Source organism: Dethiosulfatarculus sandiegensis, assembly GCF_000931935.2.
GTDB lineage: Bacteria > Desulfobacterota > Desulfarculia > Desulfarculales > Desulfarculaceae > Dethiosulfatarculus > Dethiosulfatarculus sandiegensis.
In genome coordinates, this window is sequence record NZ_AZAC01000023.1 from 1 (window position 1) to 13,469 (window position 13,469).

The 13,469-nt window shown below is 51.1% G+C and carries 8 protein-coding genes and 1 pseudogene; 1 reads left to right on the forward strand and 8 read right to left on the reverse strand.

Annotation, left to right across the window (positions count from 1 at the left end):
- The 8 genes and pseudogenes from X474_RS26865 to X474_RS15205 form a co-directional block, all read right to left on the reverse strand.
- A pseudogene (locus tag X474_RS26865) lies at positions 1-519 on the reverse strand (transposase); the annotation flags it as partial.
- Between the two features lie 547 nt (positions 520-1,066).
- Positions 1,067-2,020, reverse strand: coding sequence for a chemotaxis protein CheV (locus X474_RS15170; RefSeq protein WP_044350095.1), 954 nt, complete (start codon positions 2,018-2,020; stop codon positions 1,067-1,069).
- A gap of 173 nt (positions 2,021-2,193) precedes the next feature.
- Entirely contained in the window at positions 2,194-3,078 is an 885-nt protein-coding gene (locus X474_RS15175) for a 2-hydroxy-3-oxopropionate reductase (RefSeq protein WP_044350096.1), read from the reverse strand.
- A 1-nt stretch (position 3,079) separates the two neighbouring features.
- The gene (locus X474_RS15180) at positions 3,080-5,680 is read right to left on the reverse strand and encodes an ATP-binding protein (protein WP_044350098.1); all 2,601 of its coding nucleotides are present in this window, start codon (positions 5,678-5,680) and stop codon (positions 3,080-3,082) included.
- 27 nt (positions 5,681-5,707) lie between these two features.
- Positions 5,708-6,706, reverse strand: coding sequence for an ABC transporter substrate-binding protein (locus tag X474_RS15185; RefSeq protein ID WP_197282136.1), 999 nt, complete (start codon positions 6,704-6,706; stop codon positions 5,708-5,710).
- Positions 6,707-7,123: 417 nt separating this feature from the next.
- Positions 7,124-9,163, reverse strand: a complete 2,040-nt coding sequence (gene fdhF / locus X474_RS15190; protein WP_082464402.1) for a formate dehydrogenase subunit alpha — start codon at positions 9,161-9,163, stop codon at positions 7,124-7,126.
- Between the two features lie 46 nt (positions 9,164-9,209).
- On the reverse strand, positions 9,210-9,971 hold the full coding sequence (locus X474_RS15200; RefSeq protein WP_052515261.1) for a 4Fe-4S binding protein: 762 nt from the start codon (positions 9,969-9,971) through the stop codon (positions 9,210-9,212).
- 124 nt (positions 9,972-10,095) lie between these two features.
- The gene (locus tag X474_RS15205; RefSeq protein WP_044350104.1) at positions 10,096-12,138 is read right to left on the reverse strand and encodes an FAD-dependent oxidoreductase; all 2,043 of its coding nucleotides are present in this window, start codon (positions 12,136-12,138) and stop codon (positions 10,096-10,098) included.
- A gap of 561 nt (positions 12,139-12,699) precedes the next feature.
- On the opposite strand from X474_RS15205, the gene X474_RS15210 reads away from it, so the two are divergent.
- On the forward strand, positions 12,700-13,200 hold the full coding sequence (locus tag X474_RS15210) for a DUF2325 domain-containing protein (protein WP_044350106.1): 501 nt from the start codon (positions 12,700-12,702) through the stop codon (positions 13,198-13,200).
- Positions 13,201-13,469: the final 269 nt, after the last annotated feature.

The following is a 13,469-nucleotide window of genomic DNA, read 5'->3' on the forward strand; positions in this document are numbered from 1 at the left end:
TGACCCGCAGGGCGTCGAAGATCACCAGAGGGTAAAGGGCGTCCAGGGGCCGATTCTGCCATTCCCGAACCTCTTCCATAACGGCGTCGGTCACTCGCGAAATCAGGTCGGGCGAAACCTGGACTGCGTATAGCTCCTTGAGATGTGACTGGATTTCCCGGACCGTCATGCATCGGGCATACGAGGAAATGATCTTGTCGTCAAAGCCGTCGAAATGGCGCTGGCCCTTTTTGATCAACTGAGGTTCGAAGCTGCCGTCGCGGTCGCGGGGGACTGACAACTCATTTCGCCACCGCTTGACTTCACCCGCTTTTTGCCGAGGCCGTTTCGGGTGTTGCCGCTTTTGGCTTCCGGCTTCTTACCTTTCTCGTACCCCAGGTGGTGCGTAAACTCCGCTCCAAGCGCCTTCTCAACCAGGGCCTTCTTCAGCTCTTGGAATATTCCGTTTTCTCCCAACAGGTCTTCGGGCTTCTCATAGCCCTTGAGCAACTCATCAAGCAACTCGTCCTTGGTAGCCATTGCGCGTAATCCTCCGATGAAGGGGTGATTATCTCACAATTGACTCCATACACGAAATTCCTGACACTCCTCGGTAGGCTATCGCTCCGAAAATGGACCTGTCGTCAAGACCTTTGCATATCGGGGCGGTATAGTAGCCCGCATCAAGACCAACTGATTCCACCTTAAAATCAAAACGCTCTATCTATTTTACGAAGTAAGTGGTCCTGTGGAACCAACTCCACGATGATCACAAATTCTAACTCTGTCTGTTTATAGCCCTGTTCTTTTAGCATCACTCGTAATAAAAAATCCCCGCCGATAGGCGAGGACTTTGTCAACAGCCTGAACGCGGGCCAAGGACACACCCCTGAAAAATCTTTGATTTTCCGGGGACCCCGAATGACGGCCCGCCGAATTGCGAGGCTTTCTTAAGGTGAGTAATTCGAGCCACTTAGCAAAACCGCGTTTTTGCTAAGTGGTCTCTGACAAAGTCCAGGAGGACTTTGTCAGCAAGCTAAGAAGGCGCTTAAGAGCGCCTCCTTATGGGGGTAAAAAATTTAAAGGTTTATAGAGAAGGCAAAGCCTGATCAGTCAGACAGAAATTGTCTATTATCCGCACCAATTTTTCAGTCTCCGGTTTGGAGCAATAGGCGTTGGCCCCCACTTGGCGGCATTTTTCAGCCATCTCCTTATTAATCAAAGAAGAAAAAACCACCACAGGCACTTGGGTAAGCCCCAAGGTTTGGCGCACTTCCTTGCAAAGGGCCAGGCCGTCCATCTCAGGCATTTCAATATCAGTCAGTAAAAGGCTGAGATAATCAGACATCGACCTTTGCTCCTTGGCCGCCCTTTGGCGCAGGGAGCTGATCGCCTCATAACAGGACTTTCCGTCAATAAAGGTGCGCACTTCGCCGAATCCCAGGCTGGTGAGGATTTTGGCCACCTTTGAACGTATAACCGTTGAGTCTTCGGCAAAGAAAATCCTCACCCTGGATCTGCCCGGTACATTGGGCTGTTCGCTAAAGGCGGATTCATCATAGTTGATAACGCTTTGAGGATAGATCTCGCCTAAAATCTGCTCCATATCCAAAACCAGAACCCTGCGCTCGTCAATGGTAACCGAACCGATGACATGCAAGGTGTTTACGGCCAAGGCATGATTCAACGGCCTGAAATCCCTCCATGAAACCCTGTGGATATCATGAATGCCGTCTGTGACGAAACCCGCGATGGTGTTATTGAAATCCGTAACCACCACAATCTTGCCATGATCTTTTTCATTTTCACCAAGGGCAAGATGACGGTGAAGATTGATCAAAGGGACTGTGTCATTGCGAAAATCAAAGACGCCTTCCACAGAGTCATGACTGCCCGGCAAGACGCTGACATCCACACCTTTGGCGTCTTTGAATTCCCTGATTTTGGCCACATTGATGCCGAACTCCTGATCACCTAATAAAACCACCGCGATCTCGACTTCATTGGTGCCGCTTTCCAAAAGTATGTCTTGACGGGTCAATTAAGCCCCCTTTGCCTCTTAAGGTCTTTGATAAAAAGTCCCGGGTCATACCTCTTAACTAACTGAAGTTTCCACCTGATTATTCTATCTTGCCAAACCCGTTAAAAAAGCACAACCTCAGTCCTTAATCCAACTCATTTAAATTTAAGCCCAAAATAAACGATTTAGAGGAGCTATTCACCTTCGAGGCCGCTTAGTCCTTCCAGCAAAAGAGCTAGGCAGGAGTGATCCAGCTCCCCCTTGCCTTGCGCCAAAAGGGAATCCATCAAGCCCGCCACCAGGGATGTAGCCAAAAGGGGCACACACTGTTCATGTCCTGTTTGTTCGGCAATCTTGAGATCCTTTCTGTGCAGGGCCAGTTTGAAGCCGGGCTCGAAATTCCTCTCAAGATTACGCAGGCCGTGGAGATCCAAAACCCTACTCTGGGCGAAACCGCCCAACAGAGCCTCGCGCACCTTGGCCGGGTCCACTCCGGCCTTACGGGCCAGGGTAAGAGCCTCGGCCACTGCCTGGATGGTCACTCCCACCACGATCTGGTTGCAGGCCTTAGTCAACTGACCTGCGCCGGGTCCTCCCATGTGAACCTGATTTTGGCCCATAATCTCAAACAAAGGCACGGCTCTCTCAAAGGCTGCGGCATCTCCTCCAACCATAATGGAAAGCGTTCCGTTTTGAGCCCCCACATCGCCGCCGGAAACAGGCGCGTCCAAAGTTTTCACACCCAGCTCCAAAAACTCTCCATGCACCTTTTGGGCCGTCTGGGGAGAGATAGTCGACATATCTATAAAAAGCATGCCCTGGCTCAAGCCTTCCCTGACTCCTCCCGGTCCAAGACAAACCTTTTCCACATCCGGAGAATCGGGGAGCATAGAGATGACAATATCGCTTTTTTCCGCCACTTCTTTAGGCGAAGCCGCAGGCGTGGCGCCTTTTTCAGCCAGTTCATTTACCGAACCTTGGGATCGGTTATGGACCACCAGGTCATATCCGGCCTTCATAAGGTTCAAAGCCATTGGTTTACCCATTATGCCCAGTCCGATGAATCCAATCTTTTCCATGTCATATCCCTTTTTCCTGTTTTTTATCCAACACCGAACGCACTGTCTGTAGAAGATCTTTGGCCATGTAGGGCTTATTTAAAAAGGCGGCGACTTTTTCACCGGCAGCCCCCAATTTTCTCGACTCGGGAGCGTGCCCGCTGGCAATAATAATATTAAGTCCTTCATGGTGCGCCTCCAGCTCAACGGCGCATTCCGCCCCGCCCATTTCCGGCATATCCAGATCCAATACAACTAAAGCTATACCATTATCAGATTCTTTGCACAGATTGAGGGCCTTCCCGCCATTATCAGCGGTCAAAACCTTATATCCGAAACGCGTAAGCACTGACGAGGCAAAGCTGAGCACATCCGGTTCATCGTCAACCAAAAGCACGGTTTCCGTGCCTTTTACTTGTTTAGAAGTTTCCGTATCGGTGCGGGAAGCAACTTCTCCGGCCTCCACCAAAGCCGGCAGATAAATGTAGAAACTGGTTCCCTCCCCGGGCCTGCTGTAACAGGTGATCTTTCCCCCATGGGCCTTTACAATGCCGTAGGCCGTGGAGAGTCCCAGACCGGTTCCCTTGCCCGGTTTCTTGGTGGTATAAAAGGGCTCAAAAATACGCGCTATGGTTTCAGAATCCATTCCACAACCTGTATCGGTCACGGTCAGAAGTACATACTGACCCGCGTTAAGATCAGGCAGAGGTTCCTCTACATAAAAATTCTTGGTTTCAAAGGTTAAAATCCCCGACCCATCCATGGCGTCACTGGCGTTTATGCCCAGATTCATCAGAACCTGTTCCATTTGAACGGGATCAACCTGTACCATGTGCAGATCCTCAGCCAAATTGGTTTTTATCTCCACCATCTTGGGGATAGTGCGGAAAAGCATTTCCGCTACGGAATCAACCGATCGGTTTAAGGTTAAGGGTTCAAGGACTAGATCAACCTTGCGGCTAAAGGTGAGAAGTCTGCGAACCAGGGAAACCGCCCGTAGGCCGGCAGACATAATTTGCCCAACATGCTCTTCACGCTCCTTGGCAGACTCTTGCTCCATCTGCAAAAGTTGGCAGTATCCGATTATGGCTTGAAGGATATTGTTAAAATCATGGGCGATTCCACCTGCCAGGGTTCCTATGGCCTCCATTTTCTGAGCCTGCCTGACCTGGGCTTCCAATTTTTTCCGTTGGGTGATATCCGTTACAACGGAGATAAGGCATTCCTGACCACCCAACTTTATCTTTTCGGCAGACCAAAGAACAGTGTTCTTAAGGCCGTCTTTGGTAAACATTTCTGTTTCCGCTTCGCGCAGACTTCCCGTTTCCCTAAGGGCCTGTAAATGGAGTTTTCGGTCCTCGTTTTCGCCCCAGATGCCAAGTTCAACAGAAGTGCAGCCAATTATCTCCTGCCTTTTCTTACCTAAAGCCCGGCAAAAGGCGTCGTTCACCTCCAGAAACCTACCATCATGCAGGGTGACGATGGTCAGCCAATGGGGACTGGCGTGAAAGGCCTTTATGAACTTTTCCTGGCTTTCGGTGAGCGCTGTTTCGGTCTGGCGGCGTTCCTGAATTTCCTGGTTGAGTTCCTGCAAATTTTCTCTGAGCCTTTGGGCCATCAGGTTAAATACCGTGGCCAGATGGCCTATTTCATCCTGGCGGACAACTTCCGCCCTGGCTGAAAGGCACCCCTGCCGAAAACGGTTTACCACCTGCACCAGCCCGTCAATGGGGCCCACAATGCCCTTCAATACCACCAGGGCAAAAACAGCACCAAATATTAAAGCTCCCACCAGGATTAATATAAGTATCTTTAAGCTGTCATAAGCAGGCTTAAGGGCAATATCAGCCGGTAAAAACGCAACCACCTTGAAATTCCGCCCGGGAAACGACACTTTTTGATAGGCCAAGACCACTTCCTCGCCTTTAAGCCCCATTTGCTGGCCCTTTTGGACGATATGCCATGTGGTGCCTTTTAAAACCAAAGATTGATTGGGATGAGCTATTATGCGGTCTTTCTCATCAAGGATAAGCAGGGTATGGCCTGATCCGCCGCTATATCTCCTTACTATCTCCCATACATGCCTTAACCTCACCTCGGCCATAAGGACAGCGGGGACCTTGTCGCTTAACAGTTCATTAACAGGCAGGGAAATAATCATCAAAGGTTCATGGGTGTTTTTATCAAAGCGAACCGGTCCGTAATAAGTGTTTTTTTCACGCAAAGGAATCGTGAAAAATTTTTGCTTTGTAAAATCAGAATGATGCCCTGTAATATCCAGCTCCACCCTGGAGCCCCGGCCAAGCTGCTCTCCTTTTTCACTTAACAGGATAATTTTATTGAAGAACCGGAAACCAAGCTCGCCTATGACAGCATTACATTTTTTTACATCTCCCAAATGGGAGCTTAATAAGCTGGCTGTCAGGGTCATTTTCCCCGTTACTCTAGAAATAAAATCACTAAAACGCTCGGAGACCCTTAAGGCTGTTTCAGCCTGCATCTGGATTGCATCTTTTTTTTGGTGTTCAAACGTGCGCACCGAAAGCAGCAGACCTGTGGCCACAAGGGGTAGGATGGCGACCAAGATAAAAGATATGGTCAAGCGCTTTTTAATGCTAAGCATTGTTTCCTTCAGGATAGGTCACTAAAACTAACGAACTACAATATCCGCCTGTTTCACAATATGTTTGGGTAAAGAGATTTTCAGTTCCCTGGCCTTCGTCAGGTTGATCATTAAAAAAATTTCCGACATTTCAACAGGTAATTCTCCCGGATCTTCGCCCTCCAATATCATGGCCGCCAAGCGGGCCCCTTGCCGGCCACATTGATATTGGGTAAATCCATAACCAATCAAGGCCCCCTTCTTGACTCCGTAGAGATTGGGTGCGCTTACCGGCAAGCCCAGTTCATCGGCCCTTTTGACAAATATCTGCGCATTGGAACAAACCAAAGCATCGGCCGGAAGAAAAATCGCATCCATACTTTGGTCAACGGCTTGGGGCGAATTAAGCAATTCTTCACGGGTTAAAAGAGGGTGTTCCACAATAAAAAGGCCCAGCTCTTTGGCTGTTTGCTTGAGCTTATCCAAGGCAACCCTGGGACTTTTATCCCAAACCATATAGGGGACCCAGACCCGCTGGATATCAGGCTGAACTTTTAACAGCCATTCCAATCTCTTCCCCTCTTGCAGCCAAAAGGAAACCCCGGTTGTGTTTCCTCCCGGACGCTCCAGACTTGCCACCAGGCCTGCTCCCACGGGGTCTGAATTTGGTGCAAAAACAATCGGGGTGCGGCCGTCTTTTACCACCTTTTGGGCCGCCACTGTAGCGGGCATGGTAAGGGTCAATATCAAATCCACTTTTTGATTTAAAAGTTCTCGGGCCGCCTTTTCCAGCTCACTTATGGAGACTACCCCCTGGTAAAAATATTCAATGTTCTGTGGTTCTTTATAACCAGCCCCGGCCATGCCGTCCTTAAATCCCGTAATTGAACCCTCGGCCATAACCGCGTGATTTAAAATCCCGATTCTGACCTTTTCCCGGCCGCATCCAGGAGAAATTAGAAGCAACAGCACCCAAAGGCAGCAAACAGCAAAAATCACCGCATTGGCTTTATCCCTGGAATATCGCCCAAAGCTTATTGATTCCATGATCACCATTACTGTCAATGCCGGGGTTTTAAGAATGTAATTTAACAGTAAAATGAAGAAAGCGAATACGTTGGAGATTTAGATTAAGCGCCATCACGGAGAGTTAGGAAAGAATTACACTCAAATATCCACCAAAAGCACCACTGTTATTTCTAATCTATTATGTTACTACTATTAACCGAAAAATAACAAATCAGGATCACAACCTGTCCCATTAAAAAAAGTTGAAGAATCAATCACTCATACAGACTAAACCATAAGGGGTGCCGCCTCGGCGCTTGGCGGAATCAACGCGGGCAACCTGCCGACTTGTTCCTCATCATGTCAAAAACAGCCCATAACTATTTCATTTTCTCAATAAAAAAAGCCGTTTCAACCAGTTGGGCTGAAACGGCTTTGAGCTGAATTTCTTACAAGTCAGGAGATTCTTTCCACCTTAACTGAACAGACTTTATATTCCGGTATCTTGCAGATGGGATCAAAAACCGGATTAGTAAGCACATTGGCGCTGGCCTCGATAAAATGGAAAGGAACAAAGGCCACGCCAGGCTTGACCCGGTCCGTAATCATGACCTTGGTGGTTATCTCTCCACGCCTGGTGCTCAAGCGGACCTCATCACTTTCCTGAACCCCCATGGCCTCGGCATCTGTGGGGTTGATCTCCACAAAGCCCTCCGGCATCTGCGCGTGCAGGCTGGGAGAGTTTCTGGTCATGGTGCCGGTATGATAATGAACATGGGCCCTTCCTGTGGTGAGCCAGAAGGGATATTCATCATCCACTATTTCAGCCGGGGCGCGCCATTCAATTGCATGGAACAACCCCTTGCCCCTGGCAAACTTGCCATTGGCATGCAGGAACCTGGTGCCCTGATGATCGGGAGTCGGGCAAGGCCAGCAAATACCCTCGCCTTCCAGGCGTTCATAAGAGATGCCGCCATATTGCGGTGTCAGTTGGGCGATCTCCTCCATAATCCCTTTGGCGGAGGTGAAATCCATCTTAAATCCATACCGGTTGGATAAGTCCTGTAGAATCTCCCAATCGGCCCGGGCTTCGCCCACCGGCTCCACTGCCTTGCGGATCCGCTGCACCCTGCGTTCAGTGTTGGTAAAGGTGCCGTCTTTTTCCGCAAAAGAGGCGCCCGGTAAAACTACATGAGCCAATTCCGCCGTTTCATTAAAGAAAATATCCTGAACCAACAGTAGTTCAGCCTTTTTAAGGGCTTTGACTACATGGTTTGAATCCGGATCGCTCATCACCGGATTTTCTCCCACCACCACCAGCGCCTTGATGGAGCCGTCTTCCAGCCCGGCCAGCATATCGGGCAGTTTAAGGCCGGGTTTATTGCTTAAACTGACCTGCCAGGCGTTCTCAAACTTATGCTGCACATCAAGGGCATCCACTTTCTGGTAGCCCGGATAAACATCCGGCAGCCCGCCCAAGTCACAGGCTCCCTGCACATTATTTTGTCCGCGCAAGGGGTTTACACCGGTGGAGGCCCGGCCGATATGACCGGTGAGCATGGCCAGGTTGGCCAGGCATTTCACATTGTCCACCCCGGATGTATGCTGGGTGATGCCCATGCAATAAACAATGGAGCCGTTTTTCGCCTTGGCGTATTTTTCCGCCATGTAAGTCAGGTCTTCAACCTTGACTCCGGTAAGCTGACTAACTCTCTCGGGGGTGTATTCCTGCACCACCTTTTTAAAATCGTCAAAGCCCTCTGTGTTGGCGTCTACAAAATCCTGATTTTGCCAGCCGTTCTTTAGAATTATGTGGGCGATGCCGTTTAAAAGAGCCGCATCCGTCCCCAGGGCGTGGCTGACATAAAGATCCGCCATAAGGGCCAGCTGGATCTTTCTGGGGTCGGCCAGAATAATAGTTGCCCCTTTTTTCTTGGCCCGATAAAGTCGATCGGCCACCAGGGGATGGGCTGTAGTGGTATTGGAACCTATTACAAAAATAACATCTGAATCAGCCAACTCCTCTATGGAGTTGGTCATTGCTCCGGAACCGAATGCTGCGGCCAGACCGGCCACGGTGGAGCTGTGTCAAAGGCGTGCACAGTGGTCTATATTGTTGGTTCCCACCCCCGCCCGGGCAAATTTCTGAAGTACATAGTTGTCTTCATTGCTGATTTTGGCCGAGGCCAAAAAGGCCACTGAATCCGGGCCATGCTCTTTTACTATGCGTTTGAGCTCATCTGCGGCATAGTCCAGGGCATCATCCCAACCAGCCCTTGTCAATTCGCCGCCCTTTTTCAGCAAAGGACTTTTAAGACGGCGGGGACTCTGTACGAATTCATGTACATTCCAGCCCTTTACGCATAATTTGCCCATATTCACCGGGCCTGCCGCATTGGGCAATGTCCCTGTCAGACGGCCGTCCACAGTCTCCAGATAGAAACTGCACCCGCAACCGCAATAGGGGCACACCGTCAGGGTGGTTTTGTAATCCATGTTATTTGCTCCTAAAACCGAAAAGACTTGAGGCGAGTCCAAAAACTCAGCCCATGACAGTCTGTTCAGGACTCTGGTCGGCATCCTGCACCAAGGGCGAGACCGGAAGCAGGTTCTCCTGCCCCAGGACCCTGGAGACCATCCTGTACAGATCTTTCAGCGGGATGCCCGCCGGGCAAGCCTCTTCACACAATCCGCAATATACGCAACGACCCACCATGTGGACCGCCCTGGTAATTAAAAAGTTGGGCGTGGGAGGCAATTGGCGCTGAGGCACCAACGCGTCTTGCTCTACTGTGCACTCCTGACAGACACAGACAGGACAAACGTTTTTACATCCCATGCATTTCATGCAGGTCTGGGTGATGCCGAGCCATTGCTCCATAAGGTCGGGCAAAGTCTCGGCCCCGGTCTGCCCGGCCAGAATTACCGGTTTGGTCTTTTCTCCGGCAACCATCTGGTCGGGCCAGGGTTTATGGCACTGACAATGATTGGCCAGCTCCTCCGGGCAGGAAAAACCCACCACAACCACCCTGTCTTTGTGCAAAGGCGATGTACGATCCTCGTTTATAAGTACATTAAGCGCCCTTTCATCGCATCCTCTGGCCATAAGACCGAAGACTTCCTTGGGAAAACGGGCGGCCAGGTCGAAAAGCACCTTTACCAGGGGATACCGGCAGTCGCCGGGCCTGTCCTTGTCTCCCAGGCATAGGTCGTTCAGCTCATCGGGCCTGGTAAACAGATAAGGGGCTATCTGATCGCCTTGTTGCTTAAGACCCAGAAAGCCCCCGATTTGGCCCGATTCCATCAGAGTTCGGGCTCTTTTTATTACAGCTTCTTTTATCTCAACCACATCCTACCTCGCTGGTCATGCCAATTTGCCGCAAAAGGACGGGCCGTCCACGGCCCGTCCTTTTTACGAGCAAGGCATTCTAATATTTACTGCGGTAGTAGCAGATCAGGCCGCAATTCAGGCAACGCTTGGCCTCCTCCTTTACCGCTTCTTCATCCATACCCAATTCAATCTCACAAGTGGGGTCAACCAATTTTTCTTCATCGGCCATGGGCATGGGTTGCCTGGGGGCCACCTGGTTGAGATTCATCAGCTGATTTACATCCAGCACCTTGGTGAGCGAAGTAAGCATGTGGGCGGGCGGGGTGATTTCGCCTTCGCTCAGGTACTGGTGGGCCGAGGCTGCGGTCCTGCGCCCCGCACCGATGGCTTCCACCGCGGCCCGATAATCGCTTACCGGTTCACTGGACTGAAAGATGCCGGGATCATAATCCGTGGGCAGGCCATAGGGTTTGATAGCCTGCCAGGAATTATCCGCATATTGCCCGTTTTCATCAGGCTCGCCCTTGCGCACAAAAATCAGTCCCGGCAACCTGCCGCTGGCAGCGATGATATTATCGGCGCTCAGCTCGAAAACAGTTTCCTCGCTCCCATTGGGTGCGGTCTTGACCACGACCTTGGACACGGCCCCGGTCTCGCCCTCAAGGCGCACCACCCTGGAGTTAAATTTAATGCTCACACCCTTTTCAGCCAAGGCCTCCAAATCCTCATCCGTAAGGCCCATATCCTTTTGGGTGCGCCTCAAAACGATGACCACGCTTTCGGCCCCGTTCTCCAGGCATTTTTCGCTGGTGGCCAGGGAATCCTTACCGCCGCCGACCATAACCACGGATTTTCCCAGGGAGACCTTCTGCCCCATGGCAAGGGCCATAGTCATGGGCAGTAAAAGTTTCAACCCGGGAAGGGTCTCGTCGGCCCGGTTGGGCTGGCCCATCATCAGGGCGGCGTCCCATCCGCCGGTAGTCAGGACACAGGCTTCAAAACCATCATCAAAAAGGGAGGGCACATCAAAGTCCCGGCCAAACATCTGGCCGCACCTGGCCTCAACCCCCATCTCCAGGATGCCTTCAATTTCCCAATCCAGAATATCTCTGGGCAGCCTGGACTGGGGTATGGCGCTTCTAAGAAGGCCGCCCAGGTTATCCTGGGCCTCAAAGACAACCGGGGAATGACCTAATCTGGCCAGGAAGTAAGCTGCGCTCAAGCCGGCCACACCACCGCCGATCACCGCCACCTTTTTATCAGTGGGCGGGGCCTTGTAGGGCTGAACCCTTTCGCCGCTGGTCCGCTCGAGGTCCGCCACAAAACGCTTCAAGGGGTTTATGGCAACCGCTTCATCCTCAAGGTTGCGGCGGCAGGCCACTTCACAAGGGTGGGGGCAGATGCGCCCGCAGATCAGGGGAAGGGGGTTCCTTTCCTTAATGACCCTTAAAGCCCCGGCGTAATCGCCCTTGGCAGTGAGGTTTATCTGTTTGGGGATATCAATCCCCGCGGGACAACGCCTTTGACAGGGGGCCGTACAGTCATCGGTGGTCTGCTCGTTTAAGATCCTGGTGCTGACACTGGTGAGCCGCATTATGCCCATGGGGCAGGTGCGCACACAGGTTCCGCAGCCGGTGCATTTATAAGGATCAACCACAGGCAGATTATCAGGGCCTATTTCGAGGGCGTCAAAGGGACAGGCAGCCGCACAGGAGCCCAACCCAATACAGCCCACCGGGCACTCCTTGGGGCCACCGGCCAATTGCACAGCCGCCCGACAGTTGGTGACACCCTGGTATCTGTATTTAAGGTCCGAACGCTGGACCGGATAACGACAGCCCACCTGGGCGATCTGAGGTTCGGTTTCCTTTAGCTCAACCCCCAGGATGGCGGCAACCGCCACTCCCACTTCGGGGCCTCCGCCCACACATCCGCCGGGAGACATTTCACCTTTGGCGATAGCCTCTGCCGCCGAGCTGCATCCCGCATAGCCGCATCCGCCGCAGTTCGCCCCGGGCAATTCTTCCTCTATGGCAACCACCAGGGGGTCTTCTTCAACATAGAACACCTTGGCAGCCACACCTAAACCAGCGGCAGCAAGGCAACCGATTCCGCCGATGGCCAAAGCCTCAATCAGCATTTACCCGCCCTCCAAATTCAGTCGTAAAAACCAACTCCGCTTATGCCGATCCGGCTTAGCGGGGCACCTTCAGCTTCTCAAAACACAGCAACGACGCACCATAAGCGAAGTGATCGGCGACTAAAAGCGGCGCACAATTAAGCAGTATTTCCCAATAAGCCGGTTATGCTTGTATATCGCAAAAAAAGCCATCTGGTCAAGAAATGTATAATGATCTCATTTTTAATAGTATTATCAATAAATTAACCCGAGCTTTCCCAGCGCCCTACTCCCTGATTAACTCGTAACTACGGGAAAAGGCAGGAAATTTATAATCTCTAATCATACCCTGTATAGCGCCCCGAAAAGGGAGGGAATGTATTCTGTGCAGCCATATGTCAGAAAAATTAATAATTATTGTTGACAGCTCATTTTGTTTGGTGTACTTAATTTAGCAATTCAAGTTAACCCCACCGGTGAAACCCGGTTTTCCGACCCTTAATGCTTTGGGTTTTTTATTTGGAGTTTATTTTAGGGACACCTAATTTAATTAAAATTTCTTAACCTGGAAGGGGCTAAAAAGTGAAATCAAAGGCAAAACGGAAAAAAGCTAAAAAAATGAACAGTAACCGTTGTTTCAGCATCAATGGCAAGACAAGCGGCGAGCGGGGTTTCAGCCCCAGGAACCAACCAAAGTGCCAGCAGTTCTGTAAAGACAAGGACAGCCTGGTCTATGGCAAACACTGTCCCCTTCCCGATCAAGAATGCAGCTCCTGCCCTCTTAACGGCAAAACCATAGCCCTGATAGGCGGGTTGGACCGGCTGGAGCCCACTTATCGTCAAATGGTGGATGAAATGGGCGGCACCCTTTTGTTCCACACAGGCCGCATGAAAGGCGGCTCGGGCCGCATGCGCCTCACTGTGAACAAAGCCGATCTGGTTGTCTTTATAACCTCGATTAACAGTCACGGCGCCCTTGCCACGGTGAAAAGTGAATGCAAAAGGGCAGGTAAACGTTTTTGCGCCCTGAAGCAAACCGGCGCCAAATCCTTTGCCAGGGCGGTTCAGGGCATGGCCGCCTGAAACCAGATGCTCATAAGTAATAGGATGCTCCCCAAAAAAACTTCTTCCCAGTGATCAACCATTTTTTCTAAGGAGAGGCAGATGTCCCACAACCCGTCAAACCAAATTCCTGCGGATTCCAAAGACCATTCAGAGGGCTGCAAATGCACGGGCAAGGGAAAATGCCGAAACTGCCCCTGCCGCAAACAGGAAAAGTGAAAACAATATCCAGATCCGTCTTTGCCTCTGTCCCGACCATTCAGCCAGAGCCGATCCGGCCCCGCCACTTG